The sequence below is a fragment of the Leclercia sp. M-A074-M genome (assembly GCF_965195605.1).
Taxonomy (GTDB): domain Bacteria; phylum Pseudomonadota; class Gammaproteobacteria; order Enterobacterales; family Enterobacteriaceae; genus Enterobacter.
The window spans coordinates 246,540-261,700 of record NZ_CBDAHM010000007.1 but is presented as its reverse complement, the minus strand read 5'-3'; the positions used below and the strand labels follow the sequence as shown (position 1 = coordinate 261,700).

The following is a 15,161-nucleotide window of genomic DNA, read 5'->3' as shown; positions in this document are numbered from 1 at the left end:
GAGGGTGACAATAATTGACATTAATGCAGGTTAATTGAATAGAGATCTTTCTGGCGGGGGAAATAACAGCGAATTAGCGGACAATTATTTATCGCGCCTGCGTCTGACGGTTGATATTGCTTTACGAAGCCCTATCCGTGACAATGTTATTTTTAACTGACGATTAACATAATCATGAGACACCCGTTAGAATCGCTGTTAACGGCAGGCGGCATTTTGTTGATGGCCTTTCTCTCCGTTCTGTTACTGCCTGCGCCGTCGCTGGGGCTGGTGGTGGCGCAAAAGCTGATGACCCTCTTCCATCTGATGGATCTGAATCAGCTTTACACCATCATCTTTTGCCTGTGGTTTTTACTGCTCGGCGCCATTGAATTCTTTATTCTGCGGTTCATCTGGCGCCGCTGGTTTGCGCATTAAGCCTGCCGTTAATGCGCGCGACTGTGGTTATCCTTGCGATACGCCCCAGGCGGCTGGTTAAAGGTGCGGGTAAAGACGCGGGTAAAGGTCTGCTGGGAGTCAAAGCCGTAACGCAGGCAGATATCGTAGACCTTTTCATCCGATTCACGCAGATCCCGCGCCGCCAGCCGCAGCTTACGTTCCCGAATATAGCGCCCCAGACTCTCGCCTTTGTACTGCATAAACAGCCGCTGTAAGTGCCACTTGGAGTAGCCCGCATGTCGGGCGATATCCTCGATACGCAACGGCTGATGAAGGTTGTCGTCGATCCACTCGACAATGGTGTCGATAACCTGAGCGGAAATAGTCATGCTGCTCTCCCCCTCTGCTCTTCGATTTAACATTATTCCCACCACGCACGAAATTGTTGCGTGGCATCATCTACCCTGACCGGCTCACCGAGCTCCGGGGTCAGCAGGCGATATTTTTTATCCTTGCTGGCCTGCGTAAGCTGGATCAGTGGGTCGTTCCAGGTGTGTTTTGCCAGCACAAAGCGCCCGGAGTGGCCCGGTACGACCGCGCTGGCATTAAGATCCGCCGCCGCCTGCGCCGTTTCGGCAGGCTGCATGTGGATGTACTTCCAGTCCTGGTCATACTGGCCGTTCTCCATGATCGCCAGATCGACGGCGCCGAAGCGCTCGCCAATGGCGCTAAAGTGCGGGCCATAGCCAGAATCACCGCTGTAGAACACTTTCGTCTCTGGGGTGACAAACATAAAGCTGCCCCACAGCGTCTGGTTGCGCTTGAGCCCGCGCCCGGAGAAGTGGCGCGCCGGCAGGACATGTACGGTGAGATCGTCGCTGATCCGCACCGACTGCTCCCAGTCCCGCTCCTCAATGATCGAGGGCTCCATGCCCCAGTAGCGCAGGTGCGATCCCACCCCGAGCGGCGTGACCACGCGCTTCACTTTGGGCAACAGGGCTTTGATGGTGGCGTAGTCGAGATGATCGTAGTGATCGTGCGAGATAATCAGCAGATCGATATCGGGCATCTCTTCGGCACACCACGGGTACTCCCCGGCAAAGGCTTTATTGAGAAAAGAGAAAGGTGCGGCATAGTTGCTGAATACCGGATCGATCAGAATGCGTTTGCCTGCCAGCTGCAGATACCACGAGGAGTGGCCAAGCCAGACCAGCGTCTCTTGATCCAGGGGCAGCTGCGCCAGATCGGTTTTCACCAGCGGCAGCGGCTGGGCCGGACGCGCGTTCTCACGCTTCGTCACCAGAAAATCCCACCACGCCGCCAGCATGTTCTTATTGCCGGTAAAGCCGGGCGTCGGCAAGGTGTTATGGAACTGGCCGTCGCGATATTGCGGCGAGGCGGCAAACTCATTCAGCTGCGCGCCCTGTGGCGGCTGGCCGAACCCGGCATTGAGTACAAACGGCAAACTCGCCGCGGATGCAATCATCATCACTACCACCACGCTAACAAAAAAACGCTTTTTCATATCCCGACCCGAATTCGCGCCCCATCCGATGGCCTGCGCGGGCAAAACTTGATTATGAGTGAGTAAGCACTCATTATAGAAGTGATGTGAAAGTCGTCAAGACGTTTTAAGATCTTTGACATTCCACGTTGCAGCCCCACAAAGGGCATGATTCAATCGGGGTTTTTGCACATTACCTGGAGGAAATGCAGTGGCTCGTCCGAAAAGTGAAGATAAAAAACTGGCGTTGCTGGACGCGGCAACCAGCGCGTTTGCCCAGTCCGGCATTGCGGCTTCTACCGCGTTAATCGCCCGCAGTGCGGGCGTGGCAGAAGGCACCCTGTTTCGCTATTTCGCTACCAAAGACGACCTGCTTAACGCCCTCTACCTGCACCTGAAGCAGGATCTGTGCCAGACTATGCTGGCGAATATGGATCGCGCCCTGACCCAGCCAAAAGAGCATACCCGCAATATCTGGAACAGCTACGTTGACTGGGGGATCCGCAATCCGGTGGCCCACGGCGCCATCCGCCAGCTTGGGGTGAGCGAGAAGATCAACGCCGAAACCGAGCAGGCGGTACACGAGATGTTCCCGGAGCTGCACGAGCTGTGCCGTCGCCATATCCGCCCGGTGTTTATGTCGGAAGAGTTCCGGCTGTTTGGCGACGCGCTCTTTTTATCCCTGGCGGAGACCACCATGTCCTTCGCTACTCGCGAACCGGCCCGCGCAGCCGAATTTAAGGCATTGGGTTTTGAAGCGATGTGGCGGGCGCTGGCCGAAGAGGATAGCGATGGACAGTAAAACCCTCGCCGCCTGCGCAAAACAGGTGGCCCTGGAGCTGCCCTTTACCGAACAGTGCTGGCCGTTTGGCCCGGACTACGATGTGTTTAAGGTTGGCGGCAAGATTTTTATGCTGATTGGCGTCGCACACGGGCGCCTGCATGTCAGCCTGAAGTCCGACCCGCAAAAATCGCTGCTCAACCAGCAGATCTACCGGAGCATTGAGCCTGGCTACCATCTGAATAAAAAGCACTGGATCTCGGTTTATGCAGCGGAGGATATCACTCCTGAGCTGATAGCCGATCTGGTCAATGATTCGTGGCATCTGGTGGTGGATAAGCTGCCAAAAAAAGAGCAAAAACGTCTGCGTCCGGGCCCTTAAGCGCTCGGAATGCCCTTACCTTTGTTCCTTTCCCTTTGTATCATTTTCCCTTTTGCATTAAACCCCAGGAGTCGTTATGGATATCATCTCTGTTGCCTTAAAGCGTCACTCAACGAAGGCCTTTGATCCGAGCAAAAAATTGACTGCCGACCAGGCAGAAAAAATGAAAACCCTGCTGCAGTACAGCCCGTCGAGCACCAACTCGCAGCCGTGGCACTTTATCGTCGCCAGCACCGAAGAAGGCAAAGCGCGCGTGGCGAAATCCGCAGCCGGTGGCTTTGTCTTCAACGAACGCAAAATGCTGGATGCCTCTCACGTGGTGGTGTTCTGCGCCAAAACCGCGATGGACGATGCCTGGCTGAACCGCGTGGTGGATCAGGAAGAGGCCGATGGCCGTTTCGCCACCCCGGAAGCGAAAGCCGCTAACCACAAGGGCCGCACCTTCTTCGCCGATATGCACCGTGTCGATCTGAAAGATGACCACCAGTGGATGGCAAAACAGGTTTACCTGAACGTCGGCAACTTCCTGCTGGGCGTGGCCGCAATGGGTCTGGACGCGGTGCCAATTGAAGGTTTCGACGCCGCCATCCTCGACGAAGAGTTTGGTCTGAAAGAGAAAGGCTTCACCAGCCTGGTGGTGGTGCCGGTCGGGCATCACAGCGTGGAAGATTTCAACGCCACGCTGCCGAAATCGCGTCTGCCGCTGAGCACGATTGTGACTGAGTGCTAATGACTACTGGCACGCTGGGTTCCGGCGTGCCTGTTTTCAATAGAGCGTAATCTGCGGATGCTTAACGCCGCACACCAACGCATAACGCGTTAAGGTATCCAGACTCGCCCGGGTAATATTGGCTTCCATTCGGGAGACGGTTGGCGCGCTGACCCCCATGCGCTCCGCCACCTGAGCACGCGTCAGTCCCGCCTGTTTGCGCCACTGTGCCAGCATCTCCTGCAGCCGCGCCTTACGCTCTTCGGCGTCAAAGGCAGCCTGCACATCTGAATCGCTTAACAGCTCCGCTCTTAACGTATCCCAGTCAATGATCTTCTTGCTCATCCAACATCTCCTGTTGTCTTTTCAGTGCCAGACGGATTTCAGCAGAAGGCGTTTTCTTCATCTTCTTGATAAATACACGCAGCAGATAAATTGTTTTTTCCCGCTGATACACATAGATCCCGCGACTATGAATCAGACCGACGGTTCTTATTTCAAACAAACCATGGGGTAATGGCTTGCTGTCGGGCTCCCGAAGTGCCGTTGGGTTAGCACGCAATTTATCAAGCTGACGAATCAGCTTCGCCTGTACGCCTGCAGGCAACGAGAGGATCTCTTCTCTGACTGCCTGATGAACGATAAGTCTGAACACGATTTTTCATCCCTGAAGATATTAGCATGTAAGGCAATTTGCATTAAAGGCTAATTTTGCCTTTCGTGATTTACCTTACCCCCTTTATCCAGGTCAGACCGGAGTGACTTCTATTCCCTGAAAGCCCCTCGCAGAAATTATTTCTGTGCAGCCAGCCACGCCATTGCCCTCTCTCCCGCCTCATCCACCGGCAGATAGACCAGCAGCCGCGAGCCGTTGCGCGGAGCAGAGTACCAGTACATCTGCTGGAGATGAAAATCGCCCAGTTCGGGATGGGTAAAGAGCTTGAGCTGGTTTTCCACGCCGCGCACGTCGTTGCGCTGGTGCCACAGGGTTTCAAACTCTTCAGATACTGCAAAGAAGCGTGCCAGTTTGGCCTCCCACTGCGGGTCGCCCCGGTGCTCGGCCATCGCCGCGCGAAAATAGGAGACAAAAATGGGCAACACGTCATCACGCTTGCCCAGCCGGGCGCGCCACGCGGGATGGGTGAGGAAGAGATAGATACAGTTGCGATCTTCCGGCGGAATGGCGTTAAAGTCGACGCCCATCAGGTGGCCGAAGCTGTCATTCCACGCCACGATATCGAAATTCGGTTTCTGGATGCTGGCGGGTTTTGGCATCAGGGTATCGAGCAGACGGCGGGTGCCTTCGCTGATCCCCTCACAGCAGACCGCCTGCGGCGCTTCGCCCGGCGGCAGGCCGGCCAGCAGAAAGAGGTGGCGGGCTTCGGTCGGGGTACATTGCAGCGCTTTCGCTACCGCCGCCATCACCGCGCTGGACGGATTCACATTCCTGCCCTGCTCGAGCCAGGTGTACCAGGTGACGCCCACATCCGCCAGCATGGCCACCTCTTCACGCCGCAGGCCCGGCGTGCGGCGGCGACCGCTGCGCGGCAGGCCAAGACGCTGCGGATCGAGGCTTTCGCGTCGGGCGCGTAGAAAAGCCCCCAGCTGTTTTCGGGTGTCATCCTGCAGTGCGGTGACCGGTTCAGACATCAGCGCCATAGTGCCCCCTGCATGGTAGTGCCAGTACCAGTATAAGCAAGAACTGGTACCCGTTTATCAGATGGTTGATGCTACGACGCTACGCTGTTTGACGCAATGGAGTCACCATGAATAGGTCAGTTGTTTCACCGGGCCGTGCAGGCCTGATATTGCTGTTAACCGGCCAGATGCTGCCGCTGATCGATACCTCGATCACCAACGTGGCGCTGGATTCCATCACCCACTCGCTGCATGCCACCGCCACCGAGCTGGAGCTGATTGTGGCGCTCTACGGGGTGGCCTTCGCCGTCTGTCTGGCGCTCGGGAGCAAGCTGGGGGATAACCTCGGGCGCCGCCGTCTGTTTATGTGGGGCGTGGCGAGCTTCGGCCTGGCCTCATTGCTGTGCGGGATGGCGGGCAATATCGAGCAACTGCTGGCCGCGCGCATCGTGCAGGGCGCGGGCGCAGCGCTGATCGTGCCGCAAATTCTTGCCACCCTTCACGTGACCCTGAAAGGCACCGCCCACGCCAGAGCCATCAGCCTGTTTGGCGGCATCGGCGGGATCGCCTTTATTGTCGGGCAGATGGGCGGCGGCTGGCTGGTGTCGGCGGATATCGCCGGGCTGGGCTGGCGCAACGCCTTCTTTATCAACGTGCCGATCTGCCTGTTGGTGCTGGCCCTGAGCCGCCGTTTTGTTCCGCAAACCCGTCGCGATACGCCGTCGCGCATCGACTGGCCGGGTACTGCGCTGCTGGCCGCGATCCTCTGCTGTCTGCTGTTCCCGATGGCGCTGGGGCCCCAGTGGCACTGGTCGTGGCCGCTGAAGGCGATGCTGGTCGCTATTGTCCCTCTGGCCTGGTTGATGGCGCTGAACGCGCGTAAAAAAGAGCGCGAAGGGCCCCACCCGCTGATCCCGCCACGCTTAATGCAGCTCGGCAGCATCCGCTTTGGCGTGCTGATTGCGCTGCTCTTTTTCAGCGTCTGGTCCGGGTTTATGTTCTGCATGGCGCTGACCATGCAGACCGGTCTGGGGATGGCGCCGTGGCAGTCCGGCAACAGCTTTATCGCCCTGGGCGTGACCTATTTTGTCTCGGCGTGGTTTGCCCCGCGCCTGATTGCCCGCTACAGCACCAGCACCCTTCTGCTTACCGGCCTGGCAATCCAGATAACCGGCCTGCTGGCGCTGATCGCCACCTTCCGCATCTGGGGACTGGAGAACACCGCCCTGACCCTCGCCCCGGCCACCGGGCTGGTGGGCTACGGCCAGGCACTGATTGTGAACAGTTTCTACCGCATCGGCATGCGCGATATTCAGCCCGATGACGCCGGGGCCGCCAGCGCCATTCTCAGCACCCTGCAACAGGCGGCGCTCGGCCTGGGGCCTGCGATATTTGGCGCGATTTTGCTCCACGCCCTGCAAAACCATCACGGGGATTACGCGGAGGCGATTAACCTCTTCCTGGCGGTAGAAACGGGCATGATGGTGGTGCTGGCGCTGGCGACCCTGCGGCTGCGCCATCGCCTTAGCCTGCCGGTCACGAAAGCCTGCCACGCGTCCCGATAAACCCCTGGGTTTGCATAATCGATCCGCAGCCGCCATTATGGCGGCTGCTTTAATACAGGAGATGTTATGCAGGAGTTTATTTCCCTGGTCGAAGAGTCAGGAATTGAAATTAATCACACCACTTCCCTCGTGATTATCTTTGGAATTATTTTTCTTACTTCGCTGATTATTCACTTTATTCTGCACAAAGTGGTATTGCGGGCCTTCGAGAAACGGGCCCGGGCCAGCAGCCATTTATGGCTGCAAATCATTACCGAGAATAAGTTATTTCACCGCCTGGCCTTTACCCTGCAGGGGATCATCGTCAACGTTCAGGCGGTATTGTGGCTGCAAAAAGGCAGCGACGCGGCAGAGATATTAACCACCTGCGCGAAGCTGTGGGTGATGGTATATGCCCTGCTGGCGTTCTTCTCGCTGCTGGACGTGATATTCAACCTGTCGCAAAAAATGGCGACCGCCTCCCAGCTGCCGCTGAAAGGCATCTTCCAGGGGATCAAGCTGGTGAGCGCCATTCTGGTGGGGATCCTGATTATCTCTCTGCTGATCGGTCAGTCTCCCGCCATTCTGATTAGCGGCCTGGGCGCGATGGCAGCCGTATTAATGCTGGTGTTTAAAGATCCCATTCTCGGGCTGGTGGCGGGTATTCAGCTCTCGGCCAACGATATGCTCAAGCTCGGCGACTGGCTGGAGATGCCGAAATATGGCGCGAACGGCACGGTGACCGATATCGGCCTGACCACCGTCAAGGTGCGCAATTTTGATAACACGATTACGACCATCCCGACCTGGGCGCTGGTCTCCGACGCTTTTATCAACTGGAGCGGCATGTCAGCCTCCGGCGGACGACGGATTAAGCGCAGCCTGAATATTGATACCACCAGCATTCATTTTCTCGACGAACAGGAACAGCAGCGGCTGATTCAGGCGAAGCTGCTCAAGCCCTATATGGCCACGCGCCATGAGGAAATCACCCTGTGGAATCAGCAAAACGGGGAAGGCGAATCGGTGCTGAACCTGCGTAAGATGACCAATATTGGTACCTTCCGCGCCTATCTGAATGAATATCTGCGCAACCATCCGCGTATTCGCCAGGATATGACCCTGATGGTGCGCCAGTTAGCCCCCGACGCCAACGGCCTGCCGATTGAAATCTATGCCTTCACCAACACCGTCATCTGGGCGGAATATGAGGCGATTCAGGCCGATATTTTCGACCATATTTTTGCGGTGATCGATGAATTTGGCCTGCGTATTCACCAGTCGCCCACCGGGAACGATATTCGCTCCCTGGCCGGCGTGCTGGCGAAATAATCAGGTACTGGCGCGGGAAATAAAGCGCCAGTTCATCATCACCCGCTCCGTGGGCGCATCGGGGTTGTCGATTTTGTTCAGCAGCAGATCGACCGCCTTGCGCCCGATATCCCGCGATGGCTGTTCAATGGTGGTCAGCGAGACCATCTCCGACAGCTCGGTGCCATCGAAACCCACCACCGCGATATCTTCCGGCACGCGCAGCCCGGCCTTTTCGATAGCGCGTAACGCTCCCGCGGCCAGGGTATCGGAGACCGCAAATACCGCATCCGGGCGCGGCTCTGTTGCCAGCAGTTTGCTCATCGCCGTCATCCCGGCCGCCGCGCTCAGATCGCTCGCATACTCTACCGCCTGATACGCCAGATCGCGCAGATGCAGCACGCTTTTATAGCCCCGCTCGCGCAGGCGGGCATATTTGTAGCTCAGATCGTGGTTGATAAGCGCAATCCGCTGTCGCCCGCCGTCGGCCAGACGGCTGACCACATGCTGGGAGGCGTCGACATCGTTGATCCCCACACAGGAGACCGCACCCGCATCGGCGTATTCGGCGCACTGTACCCAGGGGGCATCGCCGATGAGTGCCGCCAGTTCGGGGAGGCGGGTGAAGGCATCCATCGTGATAATGCCGTCGACCATTTTGCCGGAGAGCAGGCTGAGCCCCGAGCGGGAGCGTTCAATATCGGAGCCGGAGTTGCACAGCAGAATGCGGTAGCCGTTTTTCTCCGCCTGCTCCTCAATGCCCTTCACCACCTCGGCGCAGAACGGGTTGGCAATGTTGGAAACCATCACCAGCACCATATAGCTGCGCGCCGTGCGCAGCTGGCGGGCCAGAAGATTGGGCTGATAGTTCGCCTCTTTAATCGCCTGCAAGACGCGATCGCGGTTTTTGGCTTTGACGGTATCGCTGTTATTCAGCACGCGCGATACCGTCGCCACCGAGACGCCCGCCAGTTGGGCGATTTTCTGAATTGACATAGCGACGAGTGATCCTGCGGTTTGCGTTTGCAGCAGGCTACCATAAATGGGCTGCCCGGCGCACCGGGCAACGTGTTACTGCGCGACTGCGACCCAGCGCTGCTGCTGATGGCTTTTGACTATCGCATCAATGATATACATGACGCTCGCTCCGTCATGGAAGGTGGCGAACACCGGCTTCTCCGGCATCCTGCCCGTCTGTACTGCCTGATAAAAGTGCGCCATCATATTTTTAAAGGCGTCCGGCCAGCCTTCGATATGGCCGCCCGGGAAGTGGGCGCTGTCGGCCACGTCGCGGTTCATCAGGCCCGGATCGTCCGTCAGCGTCTGATTGGCCTGCGCCCGATGGCCCACCCAGAGCTGCTGCGGTACCTCCTGATCCCAGGCCACGGAACAATCGCTGCCGTTCACCTCCAGGCTGAGGCGGTTTTTACGTCCGGCACTCACCTGCGAGACGGTAAAGCTGCCCTTACTGCCATCGTCGAAGCGGAACAGCACCGAGCCGAAATCCTCGGTGGTGACGGGTTTGTCTTCATATACCGCCTCGCCCGCCTGGCTGAAGGTCTGATTCCCGGCCAGATTCGCCTTGCGGGTCGGCCAGACGATGGAGAGGTCGGCCATCACGTCGGTGATGCGCCGCCCGGTCAGAAACTGAATGGTGTCGCACCAGTGGGAGCCGATATCGGCCACCGCCCGCGATGCGCCCCCGAGCGCCGCATCAACTCGCCAGTTGTAGTCGGTTTCCAGCAGCATCCAGTCCTGCAGGTAGCTGCCGTGGGCGGCAAAGAGCCGTCCGAGGGAGCCCTGCGCCACCATGCTCGCCGCCTGGCGCACCATCGCAAACTGACGGTAGACAAAGCTCACGCCGTGTAGCACCCCCGCCTGTTCCGCCAGCGTGACCAGCTCCCGCGCCTCGTCTGGGGTCATGCACAGCGGCTTTTCGGAGAAAACATGTTTACCGGCACGCAGGATCTGGCGGTTGATCGCCGCATGCAGATGGTTAGGGGTGCAGTTGTGCACCACGTGCAGCTCCGGGTGCGCCAGCAGTGCATCCACGCTGCCGTAGGCGTGAGGAATGTTCAGCGCCCGGGCTTTCTCTTGCGCCTGTTCCAGCGAGCCATCGCAGAGGGCGACCACCTGCACATACCCCAGGCGGCGCAGGGCTTCGATATGCGCTGGGCCGATAAAGCCGCTGCCGATAATGCCGACGTTAATCATGAAGTTCTCCTGCGGCAAAATCATCAAATGCCCGATCGGACACCGGGATAATGTGGCGGGAGATAAACTCGCGCCCTTCCCGCGCCCCGGTTTCGCCCTCCTTCAGGCAGCACTCCCACTCCAGCACCGCCCAGCCGTCGTAGTCGTACTGGGTCAGCTTGCTGAAGATGCCCTTAAAGTCGATCTGCCCGTCCCCCGGCGAACGGAAGCGTCCGGCGCGGTTGATCCAGCTCTGATAGCCGCCATACACCCCGCTGCGCCCGTTGGGACGGAATTCGGCATCCTTAACGTGAAACGCCTTGATGCGGGTGTGGTAGTGATCGATCCAGGTCAGATAATCGATCTGCTGCAACAGCAGGTGGCTTGGATCGTAAAGCATGTTGCAGCGCGGATGGTTGTCTACCAGCGCCAGAAAACGGTCGAAGGTGACGCCGTCGTGCAGATCTTCTCCGGGATGAATTTCATAGCAGACGTTAACCCCCTGCTCATCGAACGCATCCAGAATGGGTCGCCAGCGGCGGGCCAGCTCGCTGAACGCCTCCGCAAAACGCGTCTCGTTATGTGGCGGCCAGGGATAGATAAACGGCCAGGCCAGCGATCCTGAGAAGGTGGCGTGGGCGGTTAAACCGAGCCGTGCCGAGGCGACCGCCGCCTTTTTCACGATATCGGTCGCCCAGGCCTGGCGGGCGCTGGCGTTACCGCGCACCGCCGGAGGAGCGAAGTTATCGAACGCCTCGTCGTAGACCGGATTGACCGCAATAAGCTGCCCCTCCAGATGAGTGGAGAGCTCGCTGATGACCAGCCCCTTCTCCGCCAGCCTGCCGCCTATCTCGTCGCAGTAGGTCTGGCTCTCTGCCGCCTGCTCGACGTCAAAAATCGCTTTATGGTTGCAGGGCATTTGCAGCGCTTTGTAGCCCTTTTCCGCCGCCCAACCGGCCAGCCCGTCGAGGGTGTTGAACGGGGGTTGTGCCCCGATAAACTGCGACAGAAAAATACCCGGGCCTTTAATCGTCCTCATACCACCTCCAGAAATTACGCCTTGTCATCGTCATATTTGAACGAGACAAGGAAAACGAGTGCAATCACAGCAGCAGCCACCGCCGGGATCCACCAGAATGTTACCCACGCCTGTGGCACGGCCTGCCCCGCCACCAGGCGGTTGTAGAGCGCGCCGGAAATCTGCGAGCCTAGCAGCATGCCGATACCGTAAGTGAACATCACGATCATGCTCTGCGCCTGGCCTTTGACCTTTTCGCCCGCCACGCGGTCGGTATAGATAAAGCCCACCACAAAGAAGAAGTCATAGCAGACGCCATGCAGCAGGATGCCGAGATAGAGCAGGATGCGCCCCTCTTCATTTACCCCCAGAGCAAACATCGCGTAGCGGACAAACCACGCCAGCATGCCGATCAGCAGCATGTATTTAACGCCCAGACGGCGGAACAGCAGCGGGATCACCAGCATAAAGAAGATTTCGGACATCTGGCCGAAGGACATGGCGGTACTGACATCCGCGATCCCGGCATCCGCCAGGTAAGAGGCGGTATAAGCGTAGTAGGTGCCGAGCGGGACGGAGATCAGCATCGCGCACAGGCAGAAGATAAAGAAGTGACGGGTTTTCAGCAGGGCGAAGGCGTCGGCGCAGAAGAGATCGCGCACCTTCACCGGCATCCCTTTGGCCGGGGCAGGCGTGTGCGGCAGCGTCAGGCTGTAGAGCGCCAGCAGGACGGAGCTGGCCGCCGCCACGTGGAAGATGGTGATGCTTGCGGCCACGCCGGTAACGCCGATAAAGATCCCCGCGACAATCCAGCCGATGGTGCCAAATACGCGGACCACCGGGAAGGTTTTGTCGACGTTCGCCAGGCTGTGGAAAGCGATATTATTGGTCAGCGCCAGGGTCGGCATATAGCAAAGCGTGTAGCCAAACAGCAAGCCGATCAGCAGCGCGCCGTTCTCCGCGATCAGCGCCCCCGGCACGAACCACAGGATCGCCGCCCCGGCCAGGTGCATCACCGCCATCACCTTCTGCGAGGCGAAGAAGCGGTCCACCAGCATTCCGAGCACAAACGGCGATAAAATAGAGGCGATCGGCCCGGCGGAGAAAGCGTCGCCAATCAGCAATGACATGTTGTGCTGGGTCATCACCAGACCGAGCGTTACCGACCAGCTACCCCAGATAAAAAATTGCAGGAACATCATCAGGGAGAGGCGCGGTACCAGCAGCCGGTACTCCCCTGTCACCTTTCCACTACTTTCAGTTGTCGACACCATGATAAGCCCCACCCGTAAAAAGTAATCGATTACAAATCGCATCAAGTGAAAAGTAATCGATTACAAAACAAAGATCCTGGGGATCGGTTAAGAAGTGCGAGAGGGGTCACGATAAAGGTGAAGTGGGGTGTGCGGGGGTGCCGGGTGGCGGCTTCGCCTTACCCGGCCTACGGTTTTTATGGAGGCTGGGCAGTTGCAGGTATAGCCTTTTGGCTATATTATTTTATAGCCAGAAGGCTATAAGGAAATCACTATGTGGGAAGTCGAAACAACGGATATGTTTGACGAATGGTTTCACCATCAGAAACAAGACCTGAAAGAAGATGTCCTGGCAGCGTTGCATATTCTTTCTGAGTATGGCCCTCAACTGGGGCGACCATGGGTTGATACCGTTAAGGCATCGCAATACACCAATATGAAAGAGCTACGCATTCAGCATGCAGGCGATCCGATTCGCGCTTTTTTTGCCTTTGATCCCGGGCGTCAGGCCATTATTTTATGCGCTGGCAACAAGACAGGCGCGGGTGATAAGCGTTTCTATAAACGTATGATTAACATAGCTGACGCTGAGTTCAGCAAATATCTGGCGAGTAAGGAGGCCAAATGGCAACGTTAAAAGAACTGATGGCCCAGCAGAGTGAAGAAAGCCAGGAGCGGATAGCCGCTAAGGTTGAAGAATTACGCATTATTGTTGCGCTCAACCAACTGCGTGAAGAGCTCAATATGTCGCAAACAGAGCTTGCCGCCGCGATGGGCGTTAAACAACCTACTGTTGCGAAAATAGAGCAGCCGGATAATGATCCACGCCTTTCAACCCTGAAACGCTACGTTACAGCTTTAGGTGGCGAAGTGAGTATTGATGTCATATTGCCTACCGGCAAGCGGGTCGCATTCCACATTTGATTATTTCTGCCCGGCAAGCGCAGCGCCGCCGGGCAGAAACCGCACTACTTTTTGCGGGAGAGTTTAAACGCCGCAAACAGGAAGACAATCCACACCGGGAGCAGGATCGCCGAGGTGCGCATGCCATCCATGGTGCACATCAGCACCAGGATCATCGCCAGGAAGGCGATACAGAGGTAGTTACCCGCCGGGTAGAGCAGCGCTTTGAACTGCGTCTCGCGCCCTTTGCGGCGCATCGCCGCGCGAAAACGCAGGTGGGCAAGACAGATCATGATCCAGTTCAGCAGCAGCGTTGCCACCACCAGCGCCATCAGCAGGCCAAAGGCTTCGTGCGGCAGCAGATAGTTGATCAGCACCACCAGGGAGGTAATGCCCCCGGAGAGCAGCAGCGAGTTAACCGGCACGCCGCGACGGCTGACGCGGGTTAAAAATTTCGGGGCGTTGCCCTGCACGGAGAGGCCAAACAGCATCCGGCTGTTGGAGTAAACGCCGCTGTTATAGACCGACAGCGAGGCCACCAGAATCACGAAGTTAAGTGCCGATGCCACCAGGTTGCTGTTCAGATCGTGGAAAATCATCACGAACGGGCTGCTGTCCGACTTCACCTCCACCCACGGGTAGAGCGCCAGCAGGACGACCAGCGAGCCAATATAGAACAGCAAAATACGGTAGACCACCTGGTTGACCGCTTTCGGGATGCTCTTGTGCGGATCGCGGGCTTCGGCGGCGGTAATGCCGATAAGCTCCAGTCCGCCAAAGGAGAACATGATCACCGCCAGGGACAGTATCAGTCCTTTCCAGCCGGTGGCGAGGAAGCCGCCGTGCTGCCACAGGTTGTCGATAGTCGCCCGCTCGCCGCCGTGCCCGGACAAGAGCATCCACAGACCAAAGCCGATCATGCCGATAATCGCCAGCACCTTGATCAGGGCAAACCAGAACTCCGTCTCACCGTACAGGCGCACATTCACGAGGTTGACGGCGTTAATGATGATGAAGAACGCCGCGGCCCAGACCCAGGTGGGTATGTCCGGGAGCCAGTACTGCATATAGATGCCCGCGGCGGTCAGCTCCGCCATGCCCACCAGCACGAACATCACCCAGTAGTTCCAGCCCGACAGGAAGCCCGCAAAAGGGCCCCAGTATTTGTAGGCGAAATGGGCAAAGGAGCCGGAGACCGGCTCTTCAACCACCATCTCACCGAGCTGGCGCATGATCAGAAAGGCGATCATGCCTGCAATGGCATAGCCCAGCAGCACGGCGGGGCCGGCCATCTGAATCGCGGGCCCGATACCGAGGAACAGTCCGGTGCCGATAGCGCCACCGAGAGCGATAAGTTGAATATGTCGATTTTGTAAACCACGATGGAGCGTCGGTGTCTGTTCCGACGCGGCTTCAGCAGCACTTTTGTCTGAAGCGGATGAGGCGTTTCTCACGGCCTGGCCCTGTCTCTTTTTGAGGAAGGGGCACCTTTTAACACTTCAGGCAGACGGGAGCAAGTTAAACGCCGGGCAACGGCTGCTGCCCGG

At 57.9% G+C, this 15,161-nt stretch carries 18 protein-coding genes; 8 read left to right on the top strand and 10 right to left on the bottom strand.

Annotated elements, in window-relative coordinates; all coding sequences use genetic code 11:
• The first annotated feature begins 174 nt into the window (after positions 1-174).
• Positions 175-417, top strand: a complete 243-nt coding sequence (locus tag ACOKCT_RS16025) for a DUF1158 domain-containing protein (RefSeq protein ID WP_103178565.1) — start codon at positions 175-177, stop codon at positions 415-417.
• A gap of 8 nt (positions 418-425) precedes the next feature.
• Here ACOKCT_RS16025 and ACOKCT_RS16020 read toward each other — a convergent pair whose 3' ends face one another.
• Positions 426-767 (bottom strand): RamA family antibiotic efflux transcriptional regulator, encoded by a 342-nt coding sequence (locus ACOKCT_RS16020; protein WP_103178564.1) that lies wholly within the window; start codon positions 765-767, stop codon positions 426-428.
• Between the two features lie 32 nt (positions 768-799).
• Positions 800-1,903: an MBL fold metallo-hydrolase gene (locus ACOKCT_RS16015; RefSeq protein ID WP_420193654.1), complete on the bottom strand. Its 1,104-nt coding sequence runs from the start codon at positions 1,901-1,903 to the stop codon at positions 800-802.
• Positions 1,904-2,093: 190 nt separating this feature from the next.
• Between ACOKCT_RS16015 and ACOKCT_RS16010 the strand changes: the two genes are divergently transcribed.
• The 3 genes from ACOKCT_RS16010 to nfsB all read left to right on the top strand — a co-directional run bounded on the left by ACOKCT_RS16010 (position 2,094) and on the right by nfsB (position 3,775).
• Entirely contained in the window at positions 2,094-2,684 is a 591-nt protein-coding gene (locus ACOKCT_RS16010) for a TetR/AcrR family transcriptional regulator (RefSeq protein WP_156654031.1), read from the top strand.
• Positions 2,674-3,045, top strand: a complete 372-nt coding sequence (locus tag ACOKCT_RS16005; protein WP_420193653.1) for an MmcQ/YjbR family DNA-binding protein — start codon at positions 2,674-2,676, stop codon at positions 3,043-3,045. The genes ACOKCT_RS16010 and ACOKCT_RS16005 overlap by 11 nt, the downstream gene beginning before the upstream one ends.
• Before the next feature lie 76 nt (positions 3,046-3,121).
• A complete protein-coding gene (nfsB, locus tag ACOKCT_RS16000; RefSeq protein ID WP_156654030.1) occupies positions 3,122-3,775 on the top strand; it encodes an oxygen-insensitive NAD(P)H nitroreductase in 654 nt (217 codons plus the stop codon).
• A 36-nt stretch (positions 3,776-3,811) separates the two neighbouring features.
• Here nfsB and ACOKCT_RS15995 read toward each other — a convergent pair whose 3' ends face one another.
• The 3 genes from ACOKCT_RS15995 to ACOKCT_RS15985 all read right to left on the bottom strand — a co-directional run bounded on the left by ACOKCT_RS15995 (position 3,812) and on the right by ACOKCT_RS15985 (position 5,413).
• Complete coding sequence (locus ACOKCT_RS15995; RefSeq protein ID WP_103178559.1) at positions 3,812-4,099, bottom strand: helix-turn-helix domain-containing protein; 288 nt, start codon at positions 4,097-4,099, stop codon at positions 3,812-3,814.
• Positions 4,080-4,409: a type II toxin-antitoxin system RelE/ParE family toxin gene (locus ACOKCT_RS15990; RefSeq protein WP_103178558.1), complete on the bottom strand. Its 330-nt coding sequence runs from the start codon at positions 4,407-4,409 to the stop codon at positions 4,080-4,082. Before ACOKCT_RS15990 ends, ACOKCT_RS15995 begins: the two co-directional genes overlap by 20 nt.
• 137 nt (positions 4,410-4,546) lie before the next feature.
• Positions 4,547-5,413 (bottom strand): helix-turn-helix transcriptional regulator, encoded by an 867-nt coding sequence (locus ACOKCT_RS15985; RefSeq protein ID WP_103178557.1) that lies wholly within the window; start codon positions 5,411-5,413, stop codon positions 4,547-4,549.
• Positions 5,414-5,520: 107 nt separating this feature from the next.
• Here ACOKCT_RS15985 and ACOKCT_RS15980 point away from each other — a divergent pair, with 107 nt between their 5' ends.
• The gene (locus ACOKCT_RS15980; protein WP_420193652.1) at positions 5,521-6,957 is read left to right on the top strand and encodes an MFS transporter; all 1,437 of its coding nucleotides are present in this window, start codon (positions 5,521-5,523) and stop codon (positions 6,955-6,957) included.
• Between the two features lie 66 nt (positions 6,958-7,023).
• A complete protein-coding gene (locus ACOKCT_RS15975; protein ID WP_156654027.1) occupies positions 7,024-8,268 on the top strand; it encodes a mechanosensitive ion channel family protein in 1,245 nt (414 codons plus the stop codon).
• Here ACOKCT_RS15975 and ACOKCT_RS15970 read toward each other — a convergent pair whose 3' ends face one another.
• The 4 genes from ACOKCT_RS15970 to ACOKCT_RS15955 all read right to left on the bottom strand — a co-directional run bounded on the left by ACOKCT_RS15970 (position 8,269) and on the right by ACOKCT_RS15955 (position 12,732).
• Positions 8,269-9,243 (bottom strand): LacI family DNA-binding transcriptional regulator, encoded by a 975-nt coding sequence (locus ACOKCT_RS15970; protein WP_103178554.1) that lies wholly within the window; start codon positions 9,241-9,243, stop codon positions 8,269-8,271. It lies immediately after the preceding gene.
• 75 nt (positions 9,244-9,318) lie between these two features.
• Positions 9,319-10,461 carry a Gfo/Idh/MocA family protein gene (locus tag ACOKCT_RS15965; RefSeq protein WP_420193651.1) on the bottom strand — a complete coding sequence of 381 codons (1,143 nt, stop codon included), beginning with the start codon at positions 10,459-10,461 and terminating at the stop codon, positions 9,319-9,321.
• A complete protein-coding gene (locus ACOKCT_RS15960; RefSeq protein ID WP_420193650.1) occupies positions 10,454-11,479 on the bottom strand; it encodes a sugar phosphate isomerase/epimerase family protein in 1,026 nt (341 codons plus the stop codon). Before ACOKCT_RS15960 ends, ACOKCT_RS15965 begins: the two co-directional genes overlap by 8 nt.
• A 14-nt stretch (positions 11,480-11,493) precedes the next feature.
• Positions 11,494-12,732, bottom strand: a complete 1,239-nt coding sequence (locus ACOKCT_RS15955) for an MFS transporter (RefSeq protein WP_420193649.1) — start codon at positions 12,730-12,732, stop codon at positions 11,494-11,496.
• A 253-nt stretch (positions 12,733-12,985) separates the two neighbouring features.
• Between ACOKCT_RS15955 and ACOKCT_RS15950 the strand changes: the two genes are divergently transcribed.
• Together ACOKCT_RS15950 and ACOKCT_RS15945 are read left to right on the top strand one after the other, a co-directional pair.
• Positions 12,986-13,348 (top strand): type II toxin-antitoxin system RelE/ParE family toxin, encoded by a 363-nt coding sequence (locus ACOKCT_RS15950; RefSeq protein WP_103178551.1) that lies wholly within the window; start codon positions 12,986-12,988, stop codon positions 13,346-13,348.
• Positions 13,336-13,635, top strand: coding sequence for a helix-turn-helix domain-containing protein (locus ACOKCT_RS15945; RefSeq protein ID WP_103178550.1), 300 nt, complete (start codon positions 13,336-13,338; stop codon positions 13,633-13,635). Before ACOKCT_RS15950 ends, ACOKCT_RS15945 begins: the two co-directional genes overlap by 13 nt.
• 44 nt (positions 13,636-13,679) lie before the next feature.
• Here ACOKCT_RS15945 and pheP read toward each other — a convergent pair whose 3' ends face one another.
• A complete protein-coding gene (pheP, locus tag ACOKCT_RS15940) occupies positions 13,680-15,068 on the bottom strand; it encodes a phenylalanine transporter (protein WP_420193648.1) in 1,389 nt (462 codons plus the stop codon).
• Positions 15,069-15,161: the final 93 nt, after the last annotated feature.

Coding starts and splice junctions, on each gene's coding strand:
- ACOKCT_RS16025 (WP_103178565.1), top strand. CDS start 175: ATGAGACACCCGTTAGAATCGCTGTTAACGGCAGGCGGCATTTTGTTG.
- ACOKCT_RS16020 (WP_103178564.1), bottom strand. CDS start 767: ATGACTATTTCCGCTCAGGTTATCGACACCATTGTCGAGTGGATCGAC.
- ACOKCT_RS16015 (WP_420193654.1), bottom strand. CDS start 1,903: ATGAAAAAGCGTTTTTTTGTTAGCGTGGTGGTAGTGATGATGATTGCA.
- ACOKCT_RS16005 (WP_420193653.1), top strand. CDS start 2,674: ATGGACAGTAAAACCCTCGCCGCCTGCGCAAAACAGGTGGCCCTGGAG.
- nfsB (WP_156654030.1), top strand. CDS start 3,122: ATGGATATCATCTCTGTTGCCTTAAAGCGTCACTCAACGAAGGCCTTT.
- ACOKCT_RS15995 (WP_103178559.1), bottom strand. CDS start 4,099: ATGAGCAAGAAGATCATTGACTGGGATACGTTAAGAGCGGAGCTGTTA.
- ACOKCT_RS15985 (WP_103178557.1), bottom strand. CDS start 5,413: ATGGCGCTGATGTCTGAACCGGTCACCGCACTGCAGGATGACACCCGA.
- ACOKCT_RS15980 (WP_420193652.1), top strand. CDS start 5,521: ATGAATAGGTCAGTTGTTTCACCGGGCCGTGCAGGCCTGATATTGCTG.
- ACOKCT_RS15975 (WP_156654027.1), top strand. CDS start 7,024: ATGCAGGAGTTTATTTCCCTGGTCGAAGAGTCAGGAATTGAAATTAAT.
- ACOKCT_RS15970 (WP_103178554.1), bottom strand. CDS start 9,243: ATGTCAATTCAGAAAATCGCCCAACTGGCGGGCGTCTCGGTGGCGACG.
- ACOKCT_RS15965 (WP_420193651.1), bottom strand. CDS start 10,461: ATGATTAACGTCGGCATTATCGGCAGCGGCTTTATCGGCCCAGCGCAT.
- ACOKCT_RS15960 (WP_420193650.1), bottom strand. CDS start 11,479: ATGAGGACGATTAAAGGCCCGGGTATTTTTCTGTCGCAGTTTATCGGG.
- ACOKCT_RS15955 (WP_420193649.1), bottom strand. CDS start 12,732: ATGGTGTCGACAACTGAAAGTAGTGGAAAGGTGACAGGGGAGTACCGG.
- ACOKCT_RS15950 (WP_103178551.1), top strand. CDS start 12,986: ATGTGGGAAGTCGAAACAACGGATATGTTTGACGAATGGTTTCACCAT.
- ACOKCT_RS15945 (WP_103178550.1), top strand. CDS start 13,336: ATGGCAACGTTAAAAGAACTGATGGCCCAGCAGAGTGAAGAAAGCCAG.